This is a genomic window from Rhodococcus sp. BE178, assembly GCF_050433545.1.
Taxonomy (GTDB): domain Bacteria; phylum Actinomycetota; class Actinomycetes; order Mycobacteriales; family Mycobacteriaceae; genus Prescottella.
The window spans coordinates 280,705-303,618 of record NZ_JBNPXA010000005.1 but is presented as its reverse complement, the minus strand read 5'-3'; the positions used below and the strand labels follow the sequence as shown (position 1 = coordinate 303,618).

16 protein-coding genes are annotated in these 22,914 nt (G+C 68.3%); 5 read left to right on the top strand and 11 right to left on the bottom strand.

From position 1 onward, the window contains the following. Positions 1–19: 19 nt before the first annotated feature. Entirely contained in the window at positions 20–892 is an 873-nt protein-coding gene (locus J2X34_RS12525) for a hypothetical protein (RefSeq protein ID WP_114720360.1), read from the bottom strand. A 339-nt stretch (positions 893–1,231) separates the two neighbouring features. On the opposite strand from J2X34_RS12525, the gene J2X34_RS12520 reads away from it, so the two are divergent. Then, entirely contained in the window at positions 1,232–1,840 is a 609-nt protein-coding gene (locus tag J2X34_RS12520) for a DUF732 domain-containing protein (RefSeq protein WP_429517511.1), read from the top strand. Between the two features lie 51 nt (positions 1,841–1,891). Here J2X34_RS12520 and J2X34_RS12515 read toward each other — a convergent pair whose 3' ends face one another. The 6 genes from J2X34_RS12515 to J2X34_RS12490 all read right to left on the bottom strand — a co-directional run bounded on the left by J2X34_RS12515 (position 1,892) and on the right by J2X34_RS12490 (position 14,296). Then, on the bottom strand, positions 1,892–2,806 hold the full coding sequence (locus J2X34_RS12515) for a cutinase family protein (RefSeq protein WP_114720482.1): 915 nt from the start codon (positions 2,804–2,806) through the stop codon (positions 1,892–1,894). A 267-nt stretch (positions 2,807–3,073) separates the two neighbouring features. Next, positions 3,074–4,822 (bottom strand): Ig-like domain-containing protein, encoded by a 1,749-nt coding sequence (locus J2X34_RS12510; protein WP_429517508.1) that lies wholly within the window; start codon positions 4,820–4,822, stop codon positions 3,074–3,076. A gap of 22 nt (positions 4,823–4,844) precedes the next feature. Next, positions 4,845–6,614 carry an Ig-like domain-containing protein gene (locus tag J2X34_RS12505; RefSeq protein ID WP_429517506.1) on the bottom strand — a complete coding sequence of 590 codons (1,770 nt, stop codon included), beginning with the start codon at positions 6,612–6,614 and terminating at the stop codon, positions 4,845–4,847. A gap of 232 nt (positions 6,615–6,846) precedes the next feature. Beyond that, positions 6,847–8,310, bottom strand: coding sequence for a glutamate synthase subunit beta (locus J2X34_RS12500; protein ID WP_429517504.1), 1,464 nt, complete (start codon positions 8,308–8,310; stop codon positions 6,847–6,849). Continuing rightward, positions 8,303–12,898 (bottom strand): glutamate synthase large subunit, encoded by a 4,596-nt coding sequence (gene gltB, locus J2X34_RS12495; RefSeq protein WP_429517502.1) that lies wholly within the window; start codon positions 12,896–12,898, stop codon positions 8,303–8,305. The genes J2X34_RS12500 and gltB overlap by 8 nt, the downstream gene beginning before the upstream one ends. Before the next feature lie 426 nt (positions 12,899–13,324). Beyond that, complete coding sequence (locus J2X34_RS12490) at positions 13,325–14,296, bottom strand: beta-propeller fold lactonase family protein (RefSeq protein ID WP_114720350.1); 972 nt, start codon at positions 14,294–14,296, stop codon at positions 13,325–13,327. A 281-nt stretch (positions 14,297–14,577) separates the two neighbouring features. Between J2X34_RS12490 and J2X34_RS12485 the strand changes: the two genes are divergently transcribed. Then, positions 14,578–15,597 carry an FAD-dependent oxidoreductase gene (locus J2X34_RS12485; RefSeq protein WP_429517500.1) on the top strand — a complete coding sequence of 340 codons (1,020 nt, stop codon included), beginning with the start codon at positions 14,578–14,580 and terminating at the stop codon, positions 15,595–15,597. A gap of 163 nt (positions 15,598–15,760) precedes the next feature. On the opposite strand, the gene J2X34_RS12480 is transcribed toward J2X34_RS12485, so the two are convergent. After that, positions 15,761–17,212 (bottom strand): MFS transporter, encoded by a 1,452-nt coding sequence (locus J2X34_RS12480; protein WP_114720346.1) that lies wholly within the window; start codon positions 17,210–17,212, stop codon positions 15,761–15,763. A gap of 186 nt (positions 17,213–17,398) precedes the next feature. Between J2X34_RS12480 and J2X34_RS12475 the strand changes: the two genes are divergently transcribed. Then, positions 17,399–17,854: a MarR family winged helix-turn-helix transcriptional regulator gene (locus J2X34_RS12475; RefSeq protein ID WP_429517497.1), complete on the top strand. Its 456-nt coding sequence runs from the start codon at positions 17,399–17,401 to the stop codon at positions 17,852–17,854. Between the two features lie 69 nt (positions 17,855–17,923). Here the strand turns inward: J2X34_RS12475 and tatA are convergent, their stop codons facing one another. From tatA to J2X34_RS12460, 3 genes are read right to left on the bottom strand one after another with little or no spacing between them, the layout of a single operon-like run. Next, the gene (gene tatA, locus J2X34_RS12470; protein ID WP_114720342.1) at positions 17,924–18,124 is read right to left on the bottom strand and encodes a Sec-independent protein translocase subunit TatA; all 201 of its coding nucleotides are present in this window, start codon (positions 18,122–18,124) and stop codon (positions 17,924–17,926) included. Beyond that, positions 18,124–18,798: a Rid family hydrolase gene (locus J2X34_RS12465; RefSeq protein ID WP_114720340.1), complete on the bottom strand. Its 675-nt coding sequence runs from the start codon at positions 18,796–18,798 to the stop codon at positions 18,124–18,126. Before J2X34_RS12465 ends, tatA begins: the two co-directional genes overlap by 1 nt. Before the next feature lie 29 nt (positions 18,799–18,827). Next, entirely contained in the window at positions 18,828–20,405 is a 1,578-nt protein-coding gene (locus J2X34_RS12460; RefSeq protein WP_429517595.1) for a flavin monoamine oxidase family protein, read from the bottom strand. 238 nt (positions 20,406–20,643) lie between these two features. Here J2X34_RS12460 and J2X34_RS12455 point away from each other — a divergent pair, with 238 nt between their 5' ends. Both J2X34_RS12455 and J2X34_RS12450 read left to right on the top strand, forming a co-directional pair. Continuing rightward, complete coding sequence (locus tag J2X34_RS12455; RefSeq protein ID WP_429517495.1) at positions 20,644–22,131, top strand: amino acid permease; 1,488 nt, start codon at positions 20,644–20,646, stop codon at positions 22,129–22,131. Next, on the top strand, positions 22,131–22,868 hold the full coding sequence (locus J2X34_RS12450) for an IclR family transcriptional regulator (RefSeq protein WP_429517493.1): 738 nt from the start codon (positions 22,131–22,133) through the stop codon (positions 22,866–22,868). Before J2X34_RS12455 ends, J2X34_RS12450 begins: the two co-directional genes overlap by 1 nt. Positions 22,869–22,914: the final 46 nt, after the last annotated feature.

Sequence of the window (22,914 nt, the reverse complement as noted above, 5' to 3'; positions counted from 1 at the left end):
GCCCGCGCGTCATGCGAGATCAGCTACCGCTGGATCCGCTCGAACCACCGGAGCCACCGGAACCGCTCGAACCGGCGCCGGTCCCCGAGTCGTCGAGCGGATCGGTGCCCCCGGCGTTCGCCGGGAACAGGAATCCGGTGGACTTCGTCGTCAGCGTCGTACCGGACTCGGCGGGCACCTTGGCTCGCCAGTTGACGATCGGGTTGAGCATCCCGAACGGACCGCAACCCGTGGCGCCCGGGAGCTGGAAATCCGTCGCCGTGTTCTGGATGTTGTCGATCGCAGCGGTTCCCGCGGGATACGGAGTGGTGATGTCGGTGACGGGCAGATCGTCCATCGGGTTCGACTTGTTCAACTCGAACACCACGGGGGCATCCTCGGTCCCGATGTAGCAGTTGTCGCCGAGGAACGGGTTGTCGATCTTCAGCCTCACCGGCAGCGTCATGTCGAAATCGGTGATGATCCCGTTGAAGACCGGAGCATCCACCGCCTCCACGGTCGACGTCACCGCGGCCAGCCCGAACAGGTTGTCGAACGGAAGATCGATCCCGAGCACGCCACCGGGCACGGTCAGCGGCTTGCTGTAGACGCCGTTGCTGCCGTCGTCCCGCGGAACGAAGTCCACCTCGCCCAGGTTGCCGGCGATGATCATGTCACCGTCACCGATCGGCAGGGTGAAGCCGTTGTTCGAGAACGTGCCGTTTCTGACGACGACGGACAGGCATGCCTCGGTGAGGTCCGGGTCGCACACCGCGCCGCCCGGGACCGGCGTGGTCACCGGATCAGCCGATGCCAAGGGCGCCAGCAATGCCATGGACGCACCGATCGCGCCCCCTACAACGGCCACGCGCTTACCGGCGCGCCACCACGAATTAGACGAATCGTTCTTCACGCGTTCTCCTCAGTTACCGAACACTCGACACACGCGACCGCGTTTGCGGACGCGCAGAGGTAACGAACTGCGACGGACGCAAGCCCGCCGCGAACTACGGTGAATCAATCTGCTGCGCAGCGCGGTCAGCGTTCCACAGCACCGGAGACGGCCCCGAAAACCCGCAGCAGTCTGCATTTTCGGGAACGAACTCTGCGCGAGTTCCACTGTTACAGGCGGTAACAGCTGAGCTGGTTTATACCACAGCGCAATGCCGACGAATGGGGAATTCGCCGCTTTCTGCCGCTACGGAGATTGGGGTCTACCAGTCGGTAGTTTTGCGTGCAAGACTGATCGACCATGACCAGCACACGTGCAGTTACCGTCGTGGTCGCAGCCGCCGGCGCGCTGCTCCTCGCCGGGTGCAGCGGCGCGGACTCCGGCACGGTCCACGCGGAGCACGACACCACAACGGCCGCGACGCCGTCCTCCACGTCGTCGGCATCGTCGGCAACGTCGGCAACGTCGGCAACGTCGATACCGGCCGAGGCCACGGCCGCCCCGACGCCTGCGGCCGAATCGCCCACTGCTCCAGCCCCGCCCACCACGACCGCGGCCCCTGCGCCACCGGTGACGACGGTGCCGCCACCGGCCCCGCTGCCGCCGGCGCCCCCTGCAGCGGGCGGCATCGACAGCCGCTCCCCCGACCGGATCGTCGCCGACTCCGGGGAGCGCGGGCAGCGCTATCTCGCCGCGTTACGGGTGGCGGGGATCCCACCGACGGGCATGGACGCCGCCGAGGTGTTGTACGCACAGGGCACGTGCGAGGCTCTCGCGCGCGGCGACGCCCGGTCGAGCGTGCTGGCCGAATTCGATTCGGTCGGAACGGCGTACGCACAGTTCCTCCCGATGCCGGCGGATCGGATCGCGGAGATCTATGTCTCGACCGCGGAGCGGACGTACTGCTGACAATCGAGAGGGCCCGCGAGCCGTCGGCTCGCGGGCTCTACCCCGTGCTCGTCAGGCCAACGACCGCAACCAGTTCGCCATCCACGACGTCGCGGTCGCGCCGTTGCGGTCCACGACGTAGCCCCGGTAGTCCTGGTGCACCTGGGACTCGTAGAACTGCGTGAGCTTCTCGGCGCGGTCCTGGTTGGCGCCGTCGGACGACTGCGCCTGCAGGGTCGGCACGCCGCCCGCCGCGATCAGATCCTGCACGATCGTCAGTGCCTCCTGCGTGTACCGCCCGGTGAGCGGCGCGAGCGGCGACGAGTTCTGGGCCAGGAATCCGGCCAGGCGGGTGACGAAGTCGTCCTTGGGCGTGGAGCAGTAGAGGTCACCGACCGCGCAGAACGTCCGGGTCTGCGGGGTGACCATTCCGAAGCCGCCGATCCGCGGCCCGCCCGCACCGTTGCCGATCACAGGCGGACCGATGAGGGTGTCGCCCTCGGACCTGCGAGGATCGGACAACAGGCCGACCGCCACGATCCGGGACGGGGGCACCACCCCGAGTCCGGTACCGATCTCGGCGGCCAGGTCACCGGCCGCGTCGGCGCCCTGGCTGTAGCCGATGATCGCGAAGTTGGTGTTGCCACACCGCTGGGCCGCGTCGGCGATGATCGCCCGGGCATTGTCGACGGCCTCACGCTTGGAGGCCCCGTAGACCTCTGCCTCCCACGGGAACGCCGTCGCGGCGTACGTCACGTAATCGACCCTCGCCGTCGACGGGAGCGGATCGGTGACGGCGGCCAGCATGCCCGGTCCGGGCCGAGTGTCGGCCTCGGTCGACGTCTCCCAAGTGCCCGGAATGGCGACTACATGGAGGTTCGGGCACGCCGGCGCAGCCTGCGCGGACCCCACCCCGACCGACACCGCCGAAGCGAAAACTGTTGCAACGCAGGCGCCGATCACTGCCAGAGAATTCTTCACACGCATCAACACCGCACCCCACTCACTGATCCGAGTGGCCACTTCCCCATGGCCACGAGCCGTGACGTCCCCTCCCGTGACAACGCCTCCGGGTGACGCGACACGTAGATACTGGCAGGTCTACGTTGCGAGACGGTGCACGATCGGTAAACGCACGTTACCGGACGGACGGTTCCGTGTGGGGTCCTTCGCAGAGCCGACGAAACGGGTGCGCGGGGATCGAAAACGGCGGGCCCCCTCGACTTGTCGAGGGGGCCCGCCGCCTGACTCAGATCAGCCTCCCAAGCTGCCGAACAACCCCGACAAGCTACCGAGACTTCCCGGGCCTTCGTTCCCCGGCAACGTGTCCGGGTCACCGGTCACGCTGACGTTCACGGGTGCCGCAGCCGAGTCGATGAAGCCGGCGTCGGCCGTGAACTGGGCGGTGACGACGAACTCGCCCGGGTTCTGGAAGAACGTCGTCAAGGTCGCGACACCGTTCCCGTCCACCCGCACCGGTCCGCCGAGGAGCGTGTCACCGAGCTTGAACTGCACCATGCCACGCGCGTCCGCCGGGTCGAGACGGGCGGTGAGCGTCACCGGCGAGCCCTTCGCGGTCGAGGCGACCGGATCGACGGTGATCGTGGTGGCGACGTCCGCGGCCGGGGCCTCGGTCACGCTCACCGGGTACTGCAGCGAAACCGACGGGGAGATCCCCTCCACACCCGAGTAGCGAGCGATCACTCGATGAGTGCCGTTGGTGGTGAAGGTGTGCGGGAGCACCGCGGAACCGTCGTCCATCACGTTCGCGGTGCCGACCGCGGTGCCGTCGACCTCGAAGGTCACCGTGCCGCCGGAGACGCCCGGCTCGACCTTCGCAGTGAGGTTCACCGGCTGGTCACGGTAGGCGTCGTGATCCGGTCCGGTGACTGACGTGGCGGTCTGGATGTCCAGCGAGGTCACCGAAACCGACTTCGAGCCGGACGACGGGTTGGAGAACTCCGCGCCCAGGAACTTGGCCTCGTAGGTGTAGTCGCCGTCGACGTCGAGCGTCTGGGTGAGCGACGCCTTGCCGTTCACCAGATCGACCGGAGCACCGACATTCTCGCCGCCGAGGGTGAACTGAACCTGCCCGCTGTCCGGGGTGGGCACCACCGTCGCGCTGAGAGTGAACTCGCTGCCGTTGGTCACAGCACTGGGGCCGTCCAGACGTGTGACGGTATCGACGACCGCGCGCTGGATCCGCACAGTCGAGAGGGGGCCGGCACCCGTGTTGAGCGGACCACTGGAACTGTCTCTCGGGCTGCACTGGGTCGGCGCCCATACGTTGCTCACCGGCCACGGCGCATTTGCCCGCGGAAGGAACGTCAGGAAGTTGGCGTCGTCGGCGTAATTCCCGGCATTGCCTGCCGTGCGCAGCTTCAACTGGACCTCGCCAGTGGCGCCGGCCTTCAGTCGCGCCTTGACCTGCGGCAATTGGAAGCTCGTGTTCGCGCCGCCTGTCGCGGCGGCCTTGATACCTCCCTCCGAATTCTTCGAAGCGCTCGGACCGTTACCGATGGTCTGGTTGTTGCCAGACAGGCGAATGATCTTGCCGTTGGCATCCACGGTGCCCTGCTCGTTGACGACGAGCACGTTGGGAGTGACACCGGACAGTCCGGAGCTCGTGCCCGCCACCACCTCGGCGCCGAGGAACTGCGCGTTCTCCGGCATCGCCACGTCGATCTTCAGTCGCGACACGTTGTTGAGACTCGCACCCGAGCCCAGATCGTTCGGTACCGAGATCGGTGGCGGGATGATGGTCACCACGAACTCTTCGCCCGGCGCGACCGACGTAGGCGCGTCGACCGTCACCGATGCCTCCTGCACCTGGTGCTGCGGGCCGCCGGCCAGACTGGAGTCCGGAGTCGCCTGGCACGCGTTCTTGAACGCTGTCGTGACCACCTCCGCCGCCGCCGGGGCGGCGCCGAGCAGTGCCGCACCCGAGGCGACCGTCGCACCCACCGCAACCGGTGCGATGTAGCGGAAAAGCCTGGAATTCATCGATCCTCCTGCACTCATCTCGTCAGCTCCCCAGCGATCCGGTGAACAGCCCGCTCAGCGAGCCCAAGCTCCCTGCACCCGTGCCCGGGTTCTCCGGCGCAGCGGACACGTTCAGCACCACGGGATTCGAGACGGTGTCCCGGAAGCCTTCGCCGCCGAGGAACTTCGCGCTGAGCACCTGCGTGCCCTCGGAGTCGAGCGTGGTGGTGATGGTGGCCTTGCCGTCCACGACGGCCACCGGGCCGCCGATGGCCTCGGTGCCCTTGTAGAACTGGACGGTGCCCTGCGCGTCGGCGGGATCGACGTCCACGGTGAGCGTGACGGTCTGGCCGACCACGGACAGGCCCTGGACCTTCAGGTCCGCGTTCACCGCGGTGAGCACGGGCGCGGCCGGAGCGACCGTGGCAGTGAACTCGGCGGAGGTGGAGGCGCCGAAGCCCTCGGTGCCGGTGAACTCGGCGACCACCTGGTAGGAACCGGCGGTGTCGAAGGTGTGCTCGAGAACTGCGACACCGTCTGCGGTGCCCACATCGGCACGTCCGACCTCGGTGCCGTCGACGCGGAAGACGACCTCGCCGCCGGTCGGGATCGGACGGACGGTGGCCATGAGGTTGGTCGGGCTGCCGGCCTCGGCGCTCACCGGTTCGACCACGATGGTCGTGGTGCTCCAGTCGGGATTGTTCACGGTGAAGTCGGCCGACGACGCGGCGGAGTTGTTGTAGCCGCCCGTGCCGACGAAATCGGCGGTGAAGCTGTGCGCCGAAGCCTCGGGGAAGGTGCGGGTCATGCTCGCGGTACCGTTCGAGACCGCAACGGGCTCACCGTAGTTCGCGCCGTCCACCTTGAACTGGACGTGCCCCGCGGCCGAGGCCGGCGTCACGGTCGCCGTGACGGTCACATCTTGGCCGACGAGAGCCGGATTCGGCGACGCCTGCAGTGTCGTGGTGGTGTCGGCGGTGACGTCGACGGTGTGCGCCGTGGACGTCGAGTTGTGGAACCCGGCACCGGCGGTGAACACCGCGCTGATCGAGTGCGGGCCGACTGTGTCGAACGTGTGCGGAAGTGTCGCAACACCGTTCACCGGGGTGACCGGCGAACCGATGTTGTTGTCGCCGTCCTTGAACTGCACCTGGCCGGCGGCATTCGTCGGATCGACCGTGGCGGTGAGAGTGACGGACTCACCGGTCTTGGCCGACGCCGGCGCCTGCAGCGTGGTCGCCGTGGTCACGTTGGGATCGACCACCTGCACGTTCACGTTGAACGGGTTCTGCCCCGACTGGGTGGTGAACGCGTTCACGTCGAAGAGGAGACCGCTGTCGTAGGTTCCGAACGCGAAGGTGTCCGGCACCTTGTAGGTAGCCTCCAACGTGACGGGCTGACCGCCCTTGACCACGAAGCCGCCGACCAGAAAGGTGCAGCCACTCGTGCACTTGGCCGAGACGCCACCGTCGCTCTCGTTGGTGATCGAGGCCCTGGTGGTGACGCCGAGGTAGGTCGCCTTGGCGCTCTGCAGAACGAAGCCGGCGGGCGGAATGTCCCTGATCTTGGCGATCGACCGCTCGAGGCCGCCTCGGAAGCTGATCTCGCTCTTGTAGGTGACGGTGTCGCCGGGATGCAGGACCGCAGGGCCGACGACGGTCTTCGAGTAATTGAGGTTGTCGACGATGCCGGTATTGCTCGACGGCGGGTCAGCGGCCGCGGCGACGCCGGCACCGGCGCCGATCATCACCGCCAGCGCGGCACCGGCGGCGAACGCCGGTGTCGCGAGTCTACGAAGCGTTGACGAGAACACAGATCCTCCTCGGGTAGCCCGCCCCCCGACTTGGCGGTTATGTGTCGTACATCACACGAGGCGGACCCTAGCCGTTGCAGGATCGTTGCATAAGCGTTTTCTGGTCAATCGTCCAGAAAGAGGTGTCGAAACGGACGAAGGCCCCGTTCCACGCGAGGCGAATTGCGTGGAACGGGGCCTTCGGGCCTTCACATCGGCGGGGAACGACGCTGGTCCCCGCCGAAATCTGCAATCAGCGCTGGGGCGCGCTGGTGGTCTTGATCGGTGACGGCAGGGCCGTCGATCCCTCGAGGAACTGGTCGACCGCGGCCGCGCACGAGCGACCCTCGGCGATGGCCCACACGATCAGCGACTGACCGCGGCCCATATCGCCGGCGACAAAGACACCGTCGACGTTGGTTGCCCACTCCGACGAGCGGGCGACGTTGCCGCGCTCGCCCAGGTCGACGCCCAGGTCGGTGAGCAGACCCGGCTTCTCCGGGCCGACGAAGCCCATCGCGAGGAACACGATGTCGGCCTCGAGCTCGAAGTCCGAGCCCTCGACCTTCTCGAAGCGCCCGTTCACCATCTTGACCTCGTGGGCCTTCAGAGCAGCGACGACCTGCCGGCCGTTCTCCTCGCGTCCGACGAACGCCTCGGTGTTGACCGAGAACACGCGCTCGCCGCCCTCCTCGTGCGCGGAGGAGACGCGGTACATGAGCGGGTACGTCGGCCACGGGGTCTGGTCGGCACGCTGCTCCGGCGGGCGCGGCATGATCTCGAACTGGTGCACGCTCTCGGCGCCCTGACGGTGGCTGGTGCCGAGGCAGTCGGCACCGGTGTCGCCGCCGCCGATGATGACGACCTTCTTGCCCTTCGCCGTGATGGTCGGCTCGGCCAGATCGCCCAGCTGCACCCGGTTGGCGATCGGCAGGAACTCCATCGCCTGGTGGATGCCGTCGAGCTCGCGGCCCGGGATCGGCAGGTCGCGCGCCTCGGTGGCACCGCCGGCGAGGACGACCGCGTCGAACTGCTCGCGCAGCTGCTCGGCGGTGATGTCGACACCGACGTTGATGCCGGTGCGGAACACCGTGCCCTCGGCCTCCATCTGCGCCAGGCGGCGGTCGATGTGGCGCTTCTCCATCTTGAACTCGGGGATGCCGTAGCGCAGCAGACCGCCGATGCGGTCCTCACGCTCGAACACCGTCACCGAGTGCCCGGCACGCGTGAGCTGCTGTGCGGCAGCCAGACCCGCGGGGCCCGAGCCGACGACGGCCACCTTCTTGCCGGTGATGTGCGACGCGCGCACCGGCTGGACCCAGCCCTCGTCGAAGGCGCGGTCGATGATCTCGACCTCGACCTGCTTGATGGTCACGGCGTCCTGGTTGATGCCGAGCACGCACGCCGCCTCACACGGCGCCGGGCACAGCCGGCCGGTGAACTCCGGGAAGTTGTTGGTCGCGTGCAGCCGGTCGATGCTCTCGCGCCACCGATCCTTGTGGACCAGGTCGTTCCACTCGGGAATGAGGTTTCCGAGCGGGCAACCGTTGTGACAGAACGGGATACCGCAGTCCATGCACCGGCCGGCCTGGGTCTCGAGGGTGTCCGAGGAGAAATCCTCGTACACCTCCTTCCAGTCCATCAGGCGCAGCGGCACCGGACGGCGGATGGGCAGTTCGCGCGACGTGTGCTTCAGAAAGCCGTTCGGATCACCCACGAGCTGCCTCCATGATTGCGTCGTCCACGTTGATTCCGTTCTTCTTCGCGGTCTCGATAGCGACGAGGACCTTCTTGTAGTCGCGCGGCATGACCTTCGCGAAATGTGCCTTCTGGTGCGACCAGTCGGCGAGGATCCGGGCCGCAACCTCGGATCCGGTCTCGTCGCGGTGGCGCTCGATGGCGCCGTGCAGCCACTCGAAGTCCTCGACGCTGAGGTCCTCGAGATCGACCAACTCGGTGTTGAGGTTGGTCCCGAAATCACGGTCCGGATTGAAGATGAACGCGACACCACCGGACATGCCGGCGCCGAAGTTGCGTCCCGTCTTGCCGAGGATGACCACCTTGCCGCCGGTCATGTACTCGCAACCGTGATCGCCCACGCCCTCGACGACAGCGGTGGCGCCGGAGTTGCGCACTGCGAAACGCTCACCCACGATGCCGCGGATGAGAACCTCACCCGTGGTGGCACCGAACAGGATCACGTTGCCGCCGATGATGTTGTCCTCGGGCACGAATCCCGCGGCCGTCTGCAGCGGCGGGCGGACGACGATGCGTCCGCCGGACAGGCCCTTGCCGACGAAGTCGTTGGCATCGCCGTGCAGGCGGAGCGTCATGCCCTTGGGCACGAACGCGCCGAAACTGTTGCCGGCCGAACCCGTGAAGGTGATGTCGATCGTGTTGTCCGGCAGGCCCTGCGCGCCGTAGACCTTCGTCAGCTCGTGGCCGAGCATGGTGCCGACCGTGCGGTTGACGTTGGTGATCGCCGACTCGAACGCGACGGCCTCGCCCTTGTCGAGCGCATCGCGTGCCTGCTCGATCAGCTGCTGGTCGAGCGCCTTCTCCAGACCGTGCTCCTGCGTGCCGGAGCAGTACAGGTCCTGATCCATGAACGCGGACTCGACCTTGTGCAGGATCGGCGACAGGTCCAGCTTGGACGCCTTCCAGTGCTCGAGTGCCTTGGTGGTGTCGAGGACGTCGACCTGGCCGACCGCCTCCTGGAGGGTGCGGAAGCCCAGCTCGGCGAGCAGCTCGCGCACCTCCTCGGCGATGTACAGGAAGAAGTTCTCCACGAACTCCGGCTGGCCCGCGAAACGCTTGCGCAGCACCGGGTTCTGCGTCGCCACACCCACCGGGCAGGTGTCGAGGTGGCACACGCGCATCATGATGCAACCCGAGACCACGAGCGGCGCGGTGGCGAAACCGAACTCCTCGCCGCCGAGCAGCGTCGCGATCATGACGTCGCGGCCGGTCTTCATCTGACCGTCGACCTGGACCACGATGCGATCGCGAAGACCGTTGAGCAGCAGCGTCTGCTGGGTCTCGGCGAGGCCGAGCTCCCACGGGGCGCCGGCGTGCTTGAGCGACGTCAGCGGCGACGCGCCCGTACCACCGTCGTGACCCGAGATGAGGACCACGTCGGCGTGTGCCTTGGAGACACCCGCGGCGACGGTGCCGACACCGATCTCCGAGACCAGCTTCACGTGAATCCGTGCCTGCGGGTTCGCGTTCTTCAGGTCGTGGATCAGCTGTGCCAGATCCTCGATCGAGTAGATGTCGTGGTGCGGCGGCGGCGAGATGAGGCCGACGCCCGGGGTGGAGCCGCGCACCTCGGCGACCCACGGGTACACCTTGTGCGGCGGCAACTGGCCACCCTCGCCAGGCTTGGCTCCCTGCGCCATCTTGATCTGGATGTCGGTGCAGTTGGTCAGGTAGTTCGACGTGACACCGAAGCGGCCCGACGCGACCTGCTTGATCGCCGACCGGCGCCAGTCGCCGTTCTCGTCCGGCGTGAAGCGCGACGGATGCTCGCCGCCCTCACCGGAATTGGAGCGTCCACCGAGACGGTTCATCGCGATCGCGAGCGTCTCGTGGGCCTCGGCGGAGATCGAGCCGTAGCTCATCGCGCCCGTCGAGAACCGCTTGACGATCTCGCTGGCCGACTCAACCTCGTCGATCGAAATCGGCTCGCGCAGACCGGTCTTGAACTTGAACAGACCGCGCAGCGACGCCAGGCGCTCGGACTGGTCGTCGACCAGCTTGGTGTACTCCTTGAACACCTCGTACTGGCCGGTCCGGGTGGCGTGCTGGAGCTTGAACACCGTGTCCGGGTTGAACAGGTGGTACTCGCCCTCGCGACGCCACTGGTACTCGCCGCCCACCTCGAGCTCGCGGTGCGCGCGCAGCTCCGGACGGTCGAGGTACGCATTGGCGTGCCGCACAGCGACATCCGCGGCGATCTCGTCCAGGCCGATGCCGCCGAGGTTGGAGTGCAGGCCGCTGAAGTACTCGTCCACGACCTCCTGCGACAGGCCGATCACCTGGAACAGCTGGGCACCGGTGTACGACGCGAGCGTCGAGATGCCCATCTTCGACATCACCTTCAGCACGCCCTTGCCGGCGGCCTTGATGTAGTTCGAAACGGCCTTGTCGAGCGTCAGACCCTGCAGCTGGTCGCTCTGCAGCAGCTCGTCGATGGTCTCGAAGGCCATGTACGGGTTGACGGCCGCGGCACCGCAGCCGAGCAACGCCGCCATGTGGTGGACCTCGCGGGCATCGCCGGACTCGACGATGAGACCGACCTTGGTGCGGGTCTTCTCGCGCACCAGGTGGTGGTGCACCGCGGACGTCAGCAGCAGCGACGGGATCGGCGCGTACTTCTCGTTGGACTCGCGGTCCGAGAGCACGATGATGCGGGCGCCACCGGCGATCGCCTCGGAAACCTTGTCGCGCACCGTGTCCAGGGCCTTGCGCAGCCCCTCGCCGCCCTTCGCGACCGGGTACACACCACGGACGACGACGCTGCGGAAGTGCGGGAACTCGGCGTTGTCGTTGAGGTGGATCAGTTTCGACAGGTCGTCGTTGTGCAGGATCGGCTGCGGCAGCACGATCTGTCGGCACGACGCCGCCGACGGGTTCAGCAGGTCGGCCTCGGGGCCGATGGTGCCGCCCAGGCTGGTGACGATCTCCTCGCGGATCGCGTCGAGCGGCGGGTTGGTGACCTGAGCGAACAGCTGCTGGAAGTAGTCGAACAGCATCCGCGGGCGCGCCGAGAGCACCGCGATCGGGGTGTCGGTGCCCATCGAGCCGAGCGCCTCACCACCGGTGATCGCCATCGGCTTGACGAGGAGGTTGACCTCTTCGTTGGTGTAGCCGAAGATCTGCTGGCGCAGCACGACCCGGTCGTGGGTCATGTACGTGTACTTGCTCTCCGGCAGGTCGTCGATCTGGACGAGACCCTCGTCGATCCACTGCTGGTACGGGTGCTCGGCCGCGAGCTCCGACTTGATCTCGTCGTCGGAGATGATGCGGCCCTGCGCGGTGTCGACCAGAAACATGCGACCCGGCTGCATGCGCATCTTGCGCACGATCTTCTCGGGGGCGATGTCGAGGACACCGACCTCCGACGCCATGACCACGAGGCCGTCGTCGGTGACCCACACGCGGGACGGGCGCAGGCCGTTGCGGTCGAGCACGGCGCCGACGACGGTGCCGTCGGTGAAGCACACCGACGCCGGTCCGTCCCACGGCTCCATGAGCGCAGAGTGGTACTGGTAGAACGCCTTGCGCGCCGGATCCATGCTCTCGTGACGCTCCCAGGCCTCCGGGATCATCATCAGCACGGCGTGCGGCAGGCTGCGGCCGCCGAGGTGCAGCAGCTCGAGCACCTCGTCGAAGCGGGCGGTGTCCGAGGCGCCGGGCGTGCAGATCGGGAAGATCTTGTCGAGCGCGCCCTCACCGAAGACATCCGAGCGGATGAGTGCCTCGCGGGCCCGCATCCAGTTCTCGTTGCCGCTGACGGTGTTGATCTCACCGTTGTGGGCGACGCGGCGGAACGGGTGCGCCAGCGGCCACGACGGGAAGGTGTTGGTGGAGAAGCGCGAGTGCACCAGGCCCAGCGCGCTCTCGAGCCGGTCGTCCTGCAGGTCCAGATAGAAGCCCTTGAGCTGCGGGGTGGTGAGCATGCCCTTGTAAACGAACGTCTGGCCGGACAGGCTGGGGAAGTACACCGACTCGCGGCCCGGGCCGTCCTCGCCGGCACCGGCGTCACCGAGCTCGTGCTCGACGCGCTTGCGGATGACGTACGCACGGCGCTCGAGGTCCATGCCCGTGACGGTGTCTTCGGCGGAACCGGCGCTTCCGATGAACACCTGACGGAACGTCGGCATCGCGTCGCGGGCGAGGGAGCCGAGCGACGAGTCGTCGGTGGGGACCGCACGCCAGCCGAGGACCGTCAGGCCCTCCTCGGCGACGATCTTCTCGACACCGGACGCGGCCTCGTCGGCGGCGTCGGCGCCCTGGGGCAGGAACGCGATACCGGTGGCGTAGGTGCCCTCGGCGGGCAGCTCGAAGTCGACGACGGCCCGCAGGAACCGGTCCGGAACCTGGAGCAGGATGCCGGCACCGTCACCCGTGTTGGGCTCGGAACCCGCGGCACCACGGTGCTCGAGGTTGACCAGCGCGGTGATCGCCTTCTCGACGATGTCGCGGCTGCGACGACCGTGCATGTCGACGACGAATGCGACGCCGCACGCATCGTGCTCGTTTGCCGGGTGGTAGAGCCCCTGGGGCCCGGGAAGATGCTTCATACCTACTGCCTTCGTATGCGTAAATGCACCGACGACCAGCAGCGCTGATGGCCATACAACTGCAGAGCATGTACCGACACGACACTGTGTTCGGCACCGACCGAGAATGGCTCGTCATTGAGCCTCGGCACGGGACTGACATCCGCCCCGGCGACGTTGCTCGAGGGCGTTTCGAACGGTCATGAGTCCACCGTGTTGAGAAAAGGTTAATTCACACCCCTGGGACAAACGCAACCAAGGCTCCCCTCTCCACGCCGTGACCTGCGAGTTTACGTTCGCCTTCTGGGCGAATGCAGCGCACGTCACAGCCTAGGACGAATGTTTCGTCCCCGGGAGGGCGGCGAATTGCAGCTTCGCCACGATCGTCCTACGGCCGCGCTGCGGCCGCATCTCGCTGCGGTGTCGGGGGTGTTGCAGCGGTGCCGATCAGGCCCCGGGTTCGATCGCGACGACCGACACCGTGTTGCTGTCGTAGTTGGTCACGAAGGCGCGCGTGCCGTCCGGGGTGATCGCGACCGCGGACGGGCTGTCACCGACCGTGACGGTCACGACGACGGCGTTCGCGGCGGTGTCGATCACCGACACGGTGTCGCTCGCGTAGTTGGTCACGTACGCGCGGCCGCTGTCCGGGGTCACCGCCGTCCCGAACGGGCTGTCGCCGACCGGAACGGTCGCGACGACGGCGTTCACCGGGAGGCCGATCACCGACACCGCGTCGCTGTCCCAGGCGGTGACGTACGCCCGGGTGCCGTCCGGCGTGAGCGCCACCCCGAACGGCCCGTCACCGACCGGAACGGTCCCGACGACGACGTCGAGGGGAATCCCGATCACCGACACTTCGTCGCTGCCCTGGTTGGCGACGTAGGCCCGGGTGCCGTCCGCAGTGATCGCGACCTCGGACGGAAGGCGGCCGACGGGGACGGTCGCGGTCACCGCGTTGGCCGCGGTGTCGATCACCGACACCGTGCCGCCGTCGTAGTTGGTGACGTAGGCGCGGGAACCGTCGGGCGTGATCGCCACACCCTCCGGGCTCGCACCGACGGGCACGGTGGCGGCGACCGCGTTGGTGGCGGTGTCGATCACCGACGCCGTGCCGCTCTCGGAGTTGGTGACGTAGGCCCGTGCCCCGTCGGGGCTCAGCGCCACGCCGGTGGGGAACTTGCCGACCGGCACGGTCGCGGCGACGGAGTCGGTGGCGGTGTCGATCACCGCGACGGTGTCGTCGAAGTAGTTGGTGATGTAGGCGCGGGAACCGTCCGGCGCGATCGCCACCTGGGTCGGTCCGCCGCCGACCGAGATCGTCGTGGTGACGTTGTCCGCGTGGACAATTGGACCGGGCAACATCAGCCCCGCCACCGACACGGCGACCGCGGCTGCAGATGTGGACAACGAGATCATGCGTATTCCCTTCTCCAAGCGGACGAATCGCCGGAGTCGGGCGCCCGACGCCACCATCGCCACCAGGGACGACCATGGTTGTGTCCGGCCGACTCCCGACGGCACCCGGCACGCTCTCAGGCCCGAAACCAGACATCCACCTCGCTCACCGTCACGGCGGCGCATCAGTTCTCATCTCCATTGGACGCCGTGCCCACGAGCCTGTAAACACCCCAGACGATCCGGGGACGGCGCGAAACGCTGCCCGGAAGGATTGCGACACCTCCGGTACGGTCCCTCGCATGGCTGGTTGCGCAGCGATCCTCGGGGGCGGCATCGGTGGACTCACGGCCGCCAATCATCTGACCCGGCGCGGCTGGGACGTCACCGTCTTCGAGCGTTCCGCGGCCCCGCCCACGACTGGAACCGCGCTGGGGGTGTGGCCGCAGGCGGTGGCGGCACTGGACGATGCCGGCGTCGGTGACGGGGTTCGGAAGCTGGGCGCGATGCAGCGCCGCGCCGCGTTCCTGCGGCCGGACGGGTCGGTGATCGGACGGGTCGACAGCGAACGCCGCACCGCCTACCTGATCTCCCGGCCCGCCCTGCACGGCGTACTGCTCGACGGCCTGCCGGGCGGGGTCGTCCGCTTCGCGACACCGTCCCCCGACCTGGCGACGCTCGCCGGGTTCGACGTCGTCGTCGCCGCCGACGGCACCCGCAGCGCCACCCGCGACGTGCTGTTCGGGGCGCAGTACCGACCCGGGTACACGGGAATGACCGCCTGGCGCGGATGGATTCCGGGCGAGGCGGCCTCGGTGAGCGAGACGTGGGGGCCGGGTGCGCTGTTCGGTATCACGCCGCGCGAGGGCGGGCTGGTGAACTGGTTCGCGGCGGTCCGCTCCCCCGCCGAGTCGACCGGTGGGCTCGACTTCCTGCGGGCCCGGTTCGGCGACTGGCACCAGGACATCCGCAAGATCCTCGAACAGGTCGACCCCGACGTCGTGCTGCACCACGACCTCTACGAGTCGCCGCCGCTGCCGTCGTACGTGCGCGGCAACGTCGCGCTGATCGGCGACGCCGCGCACTCGATGGCCCCGAATCTGGGGCGCGGCGCGTGCGAGGCGATGGTCGATGCGGTGACGCTGGGCCGCCTGCTGACCGAGCACCGCGTCGCCGACGCGCTGCGCCGCTACGACCGGGCGCGGCGGCGTCCCACCCGTCGACTCGTCCGGGCGTCGCACCTGGTCGGCCGGGTCGCGACCGCGCGGCACTGGATCGGTGTGCGCGACGCCGCCGTCAGGCTGGGTTCCCGTTTCGCGTGAAACATCCACCCGCGGCGCGGGCGGGGGCCAAAATAGCTACTGGCCGCAGCGAGTGAACAGCTGCGGCCAGTGCAGGACGAACAGTAGCACCTGTTGAACGTTTGTCTCACAGGGATCGGAACTTCTTCGCGGAGTGTCCGATCGCCCGGATCGAACGCCCTGATCAGGCCTTGGCGGCGACCTTCTCGTCGACATCCGCCGTGACGGGATGCGTCGACGCGGCGGGCTTGCGGCCGGGAATCGCCGACGCGATCGCCGCCGCCACGAGTGCGACACCACAGCCGATCAGCAGACCCGTACGGAACCCGGCCTCGGTGGGCATCGTGTGACCGCCGACGTCGACGCTCATCTGCGCCAGCACGACGCCCACGACCGCGGCGGCCACGGACGTACCGACCGAGCGCATCAGGGTGTTGAAACTGTTGGCCGAGCCCGTCGCCGACGGCGGCACCGCGCCCATGATCAGCGCGGGCATCGCGCCGTAGGCCAGGCCCACACCCGCGTTGGAGATACAGACGACCACGAGCAGACCCCACGTCGACCCGAGCAGCAGCATCGACGATCCGTAACCGAAGGCGATGACCAGCGCGCCGAGCACCAGCGTGACCTTGGGGCCGCGGGCGGCGGACAATTTCGCGCCGAGCGGCGAGACGGCCATCATCACGAAGCCGCCGGGCAGCATCCACAGACCCATCGCGAGCATCGACTGACCGAGGCCGTATCCGGTGGACTCGGGCAGCTGGAGCAGCTGGGGAATGATCAGCGACTGCGCGTACATCGAGAACCCGACGACGACGGACGCGGAGTTGGTCAGCAGCACCTGCTTGCCGGCGGCCAGGCGCAGGTTCACCAGCGGATCGCTGGTGCGCAGCTCCCACCATCCCCAGGCCAGGAGCACGATGACCGCGGCCGCGAACAGTCCGAGGATCGACGCGCTGCCCCAGCCCCAGACGGCACCCTTGGAGACGGCCAGCAGCAGGCTCACCAGGCCGGCGCCGAGGCCGATCGCACCGACGTAGTCGAACCGGCCGCCCGCGGCCATGGCCGGGGTGGCAGGGATGAGACGCCAGATCAGGACGCCGATGACGACACTGAGCACCGCGCAGCCCCAGAACAGCACGCGCCAGCTGGTGTTCTGCGTGACGGCCGCCGAGATCGGCAGACCGAGCGCGCCACCGATGCCGAGGGTCGCGCTGATCAGGGCGATCGACGATCCCAGCTTCTGCGGCGGCACCAGCTCACGCAGGGCGCTGATACCGAGGGGCACCATTCCCATGCCGAGGCCCTGCAGGCCGCGGCCGATGACCATCGGAGCCAGGGAGTCGGCGAGTGCACACATCACCGAACCGGCCGCGAGGGGGAACGAGCAGAACAGCAGCATGCGCCGCTTGCCGAGCAGGTCACCGAGCCGTCCGGTGACGGGCGTCGCGACGGCGCCGACGAGCAGCGTGATCGTGATGACCCACGACGCGTTGGACGCCGTCGTGTCGAGGATGCGAGGCAGGTCGCCGATCAGCGGCACCACCAGGGTCTGCATAAGTGCCGCCACGATGCCGGCTACCGCCAGCACTGTGACGATGCCGCCCGAACGGGCGGTGGACGCGGAGCTGTCCACGGGACTCCCAACTTCTAAGATCAACGGATTTCGTTACTCAAACTAGTTGCAGCATACAACCAACTTGTATCGTGCAATCGAGTTGTATCGCGCAAAATCCCAGCTAGGGTGATATGTCCGGTTTCGCGGGGCACAATGGGAGGGCATCGAGCGCCGAGGACCGATGCGGGTTGTGAGAGGACCGAAATGCAGAAACCCACGCATCTGATCGACTTCGAGACCATGCTGCTCGGTCGACACGTGCACCACAACAGCCCGCGCCCCCGGCGCAGCGGCGGCCACCTCGACAGCAGCGCCTACGTGCTGCTCAGCCGCATCGACATCGAGGGCCCCATGTCGATCGGACAGCTCAGCGACGCCCTCGGCCTCGACACCTCCACCCTGCACCGGCAGACCACCTCGATGCTCGGCAACGGACTCCTCGAACGTATCCCCGACCCCGAGGGTGGGATGGCCCGCAAGTTCCGCATCACCGCGGAGGGCAAGGCCCGCCTCGATGCGGAACGGGCGGGGAGCATCGCGGCGCTCGACAAGATGATGGAGGACTGGGAGGCCGAGGACGTCGCCGCCTTCGCCGCCTACCTCAAACGGTTCAATACCGACATCGAGAGAATGGGCGGACGGCCCTGGCCCCGGCCGTGACCGGCGGCCTCCGGACGTGAAGAAGCCGCGCAACAGATTTCCGTTGCGCGGCTTCTCTTCTCGGTGGAACTACGCCGACAGGCGCTTCGCGGATTCCGGTGCCCCGACCTCGGTGGGCTGGTCGTCGGTCTGCAACTCACCGACCTCGCTCTTGAGGATGCGCAGCGACCGGCCCAGGCCGCGGGCGGCGTCGGGCAGCTTCTTCGAGCCGAACAGCACCAGCAGGACCACCGCCACGATCGCCCAGTGCCCCGGGCTCAGCGCGCCCATCAGGACGGCTCCTTGCCGTCGGGGTAGACGGCGTCCACCTCGACCTCGACGAGCCAGCCCGGCACCGGCAGCGTCCCGACCTCGAGCGCGAACCGGGTGGGGCGGGCGCTGTTCCGTTCGATCGGCGCGGCGGGCGCCGCGGTGCCCATCGGGACCAGCACGGTGTCGCCGGTCTCGAGGTTCGTGTTGGCGAAGAACTGGCGGTACGCGCGGTTCCAGCCGGCGTAGTCGGCCCGGTCGGTGCCGGGGGCGTTGTCGAGGAACACCCGCATCGTGACGACGTCCTCGAGCGTCAGTCCCTGGGCTTCGAGATTGTCGCGAATCTTCTCGAGCACGCCTATGCCCTGCGCCTCGGTGACCGTCACACCGGCGGGGAGCACTCCCCCGCCGAACTGGCTGTCGATGTACGACTCGGGGGTGCCCTCGGGCGCCGACTTGTCGGACGCGGAGGGTCCGATGCCGCTGGTCTTGTAGACCGCGGTGTTCGCGCCTATCGCGACACCCTGCGCGATCATCGGATTCGCCTCTCCCACTTCGAGAACCGACTTGGAAACGAAGGTGCTCCCGGGTGTGGTCTCGGCCTCGGCGGTGTCGGACGAGCACGCGGACGCCGTGACGAGCAGCGCCGACGCGGCGAGGGTGGCGGCGAAGGTCTTGCGGGCAACGGATTTCATGGTGGCTCCTCTGCGAATGTGACTGGAATTCAGGCGGCCTGGGCCACACGCTGATGAATGTTCGTGACGACGTCCCGGGCCGACGTGAACGCGCCGTGCTGCCACGCGATGGCGTTGGACAGGTGGTCGCCCGCGAAGTAGATCCGGTCCACCGGATCGAGCAGCTTGGTGTACTCGGGCGTGGCCATGCCACCGTGCGAGTCCCCGGCCCCGGCCCACGACGCCCACGCCGACTCCGAGTACTTGGTGCGCCGCCACGAACCGGAGAACGACGACGAGATGTCACGGGTGTACTTGTCGCCGTGGATCTCCGAGCCCTCGGCGAGCGCCTTCGCCAGACGCTGCCGGTGCGTGAGCGACTCGAATCCGAGCTGGCGTCGCCCCGAGCTGTAGTACGCGACCACGACGCCGCGGTCGGAGTTGTAGTGGTCGTACGGGAACATGATCTGCGAGATGTCGCGGTCGGTGTTCGACGCACCGCCGTAGATGCGGTCCTCGGTCTCCCACCAGCGGCGGGAGTACTCGATGCCGAGCTTGCCCGACGACGACGGCTTCGCGGCCCGCAGCGCGGTGATGATCTCGGACGGCAGGTTGTTGTCGAGCCGCTCGATCAGGTGCGGCGGGATGGTGCAGATCGCGTACTCCGCGGTGACGGACCTGCGCTGCCCGCCGACGCTGTACTCCACCGTCACGCCGTCCGGGGCGTTCTTCATCGACGTGACCTCCGCACCGTAGACGAGGCTGTCGCCGATTTCCTCCGCGAAGCGGTAGTAGATGCGGTCCATGCCGCCCACCGGAGTCAGCATCGTCATCGCCTGGTCGTACTCGAAGTCGAACGCGAAGTTGCGGCCGATGCCGCTCTGGATGACGTCCTGCATCCCGAACGGCTGCTTCTGCGTGCCGAAGTTGAGACCGGCGCCGGGCTCGGTGTCGTAGCCGCGGCGCGGCGAACCGAGATAGCGACCGTCGTCGGACAGATCACCGAAGCTGGTGAGGAACTCCGAGAGTGCGTCCTTGTCCCCCTTGGTGAGGACGTCGTCGAGCGCGCCCTGGTTGGTGGCCTTCTGCAGCAGTTCGGACATGTACCCGAACGTGTCGGCCTTCGCCGCCCGGTAGGTGATGGACTGGCCGGCCAGCGGCCGGCTGCCCGTGTAGTTGACCATCGTGTTGGCGTTCTGGTTGCCGAACATCTGCAACTCGACGCCCAACTCGCGGCAGTAGTCGAGGGTGATGTGCCCCTGCGGGATGCGGGTGGCGCCGAGGTTGAAGAAGTGGCCCTCGGAGAACGTGCACTTCTGGGTCTCGCCGCCCAGATCCGTCTCCTCGGTACCGGCCCGCACCGACCACACGCGGCCACCGGGCCGGGTCCGCGCCTCGAGCACGGTCACCTTGTACCCGGCCTTGCGCATCTCGTACGCAGCGCACAGCCCCGCCGGTCCGCCGCCGAGGATCACCACCGAGTGATCCCCCGCGACCGAACCGACCAGGTCACCCGGTGCCAGCGACTGGAAGCGCCTCGGCGTCGCCGCGGTGGCCGGCGCCAGACCGATCGAGGACATCGCCCCGTACGCCAGGCCCGCGCCACCCGTAACGCCGAGCGCCTGCATGAAAGATCTACGTGTGAATGCCATTTCACGCTCCCAAATGTCCGCCCGGCGATCCGGGTGATCCGTTGGGACTCATCCTGGAGACGGCTCGGGTCGGGAAGTTGTCACCGGTGAAACGGTTCAGCGCGGCCGACTGAGAACGCGGGCCCCTGCGTGCTCAAAGCGTCTCGGGCGGGTGCGATCGGTGGAAGCACGCCGGCAATATCCCTGTTACACAGCCGGACTAGCGTCACGCGCTATGTCCGCACTCACCGACGCGATCGCGCGCTCGTTCACCGTCCGTGAACCCGGGCGGCCTGCGCTGTCGCCGATGCGGGCGCTCGGCCGCCGGCAGCTGTCGGGCGTCGAGGTGCTGGCGCAGTCGGTCGCGACCACCGCGCCGGCCGTGTCGATGGTGGTACTGCCGGTCACGATGCTCACCCACGGCCACCTGCTCGGCGGCATGCTCACGATCCTGGCCGCGACGGTCGCGGTCACCCTCATAGCATTCTGCCTCTCGCAGTTCACCCGGCGCATGGCCGCGGCCGGCGGGCTCCACAGCTTCGCCTTCCGCGGATCCGGGTCACGGGCCGCCCTCACCGCGGCGGTCGCGATGCTGGTCAAGTACGTCGGCAGCGCCGTGATGACGCTCTACCACGGCGGGCAGGCGGTGATCGCGCTGTTCGCGTTCGCGGGCATCGGGGCACCGGCACCGATCGTGTATCCCGTTCTGGCGGTGTGCATCCTGCTGTGCCTGGTGCGCAGCGTGCGCTTCGCCGCGATCGCCATCCTGGCGATCGAGACCTGTTCACTCGCATTCATCGTGGGCCTGATGCTGTTCGGCGACAGCGCCTCCCAGGTCGCGATCGTCCCACCGACGTCGGGGCACGGGATGCTCGCGCTGATGCTCGCGGCACTGTTCGCGCTCGCCGGATTCGAGAGCGCCGCCTTCTTCGGTCCCGAGGCCCTCCGACCGCTGGTGACCGTCACCCGCACCGTGCTGCTGACGCCGGTGATCTGCGGTTCGCTGTTCGTGCTCGCCGGATGGTCGGCGTGGACCGGGCGCAGCGACACCCTCGTCAACGCGTACCTGCACGGCACCGCGACCGGAGTGAGCCCGCTGGTGGTGATCGTGCTGAACGTCGGACTGTGCTGCTCGTGGCTCGCGTCGGCGATGTCGTCGTCGAATGCCGCGTCGCGCCTGGTGTATTCGCTCGGCGTCGAGCGGGTGCTGCCGTCGTGGTGTGCCCGCGTGCACCGCTCCTTCCGCACGCCGGACGTCGCGCTGACGCTCGTGGTCGGCGTCGTCCTGCTCGGCGGCGGGACGTTCGCGATACTCGGCACAGGTGTCGTGTTCGGGGACCTGCGGCTGGTGGTGCGCGGCGCGGTCATCGTCGCGTACGTCGTGGTGGCGGTGGCGTCGGTCCTGTTCCTGAGCCGGATCGGCGAGCAAACACCGGGAGTGCTCGCCGCCGGCGCGCTCGGCAGCGGCGCCGGGGTAGCGGTGCTCGGATACCTGTTGTACGTCAACATGATCGACGCGTCGTACGTGGTGCCGATCGCGGTGATCGTGATCCTCGCTTCGGGGCTGTCGTGGCGCGCTCATCTACGTCGTCGCCGGCCCGACGCCCTGCTGCGGATGGGTGCATTCGACAGCGCCGAGACCGCCGACGTCCTGCCTGGTGCGGGGCTGTTCGCCGCCGACGCGACCGGGGAGACCATCCTGGTCGGCCGGGGCGGACGCTGATGGCGGTCCGCGACCTCGGAGGGAACGAACCGCGTGCGGTGCAGCGCGCCCTCGCACTGCTCGAGGCCGCCGCCCGACTGGGCTCCGGCGCGTCCGCGAAAGACATCGCGGCCCTGGCCGGCATCCCGCCGGCGACCGCCTATCGACTGCTGAACCTCCTCGTCGCCGACGGCTACCTCGTGCGGATCGCCGACCTGTCCGGGTTCGCCCTGGGCCGTCGCACCCGCGAACTGGCCGGGGCCGCAGAACAAGCCACCCCCGTCGACAACCGCGTCGTGCTCGAGGAGCTGCGCGCGCAGGTGCGGTACGGGGTGTACCTCGCGTCGTACACGGCCGGCCGGGTGCGCCTGGTGGACCGCGACCCCGACCACGAACTCAGCGGCGAGCGGACACTGGTGAACGCACCGCACGCGTCCGCGATCGGCAAACTGCTGCTCGCGTCGCGACCCGACCTGGCGTCCGGCCCGCTCCGGAAGGTCACCGCCCGCACCATCACCGACCCGGACACGTTGGAACTGGAACTGTCGGTGATCCGGCGCGGCGAGCCGGCCCGCGAGGTCGACGAGATCCGCGTCGGACGCTCCGCCCTCGCCGTGCCCGTGCACGACTGGGGGCGCGCCGTCGTCGGGTGCCTCGCCGCCATCGGCCCCACGGGGCGGCTCGCGGTCGACGACGACGAGCTCGTGGAGTTGCTGCGCGCCTATGCGGGGCGGGTGGTGGCGGGCGCGACCACCTGAGCAGACGCGGCCCGAAGTGGCGCCGAACCCGCAACCCAGCTGCGAG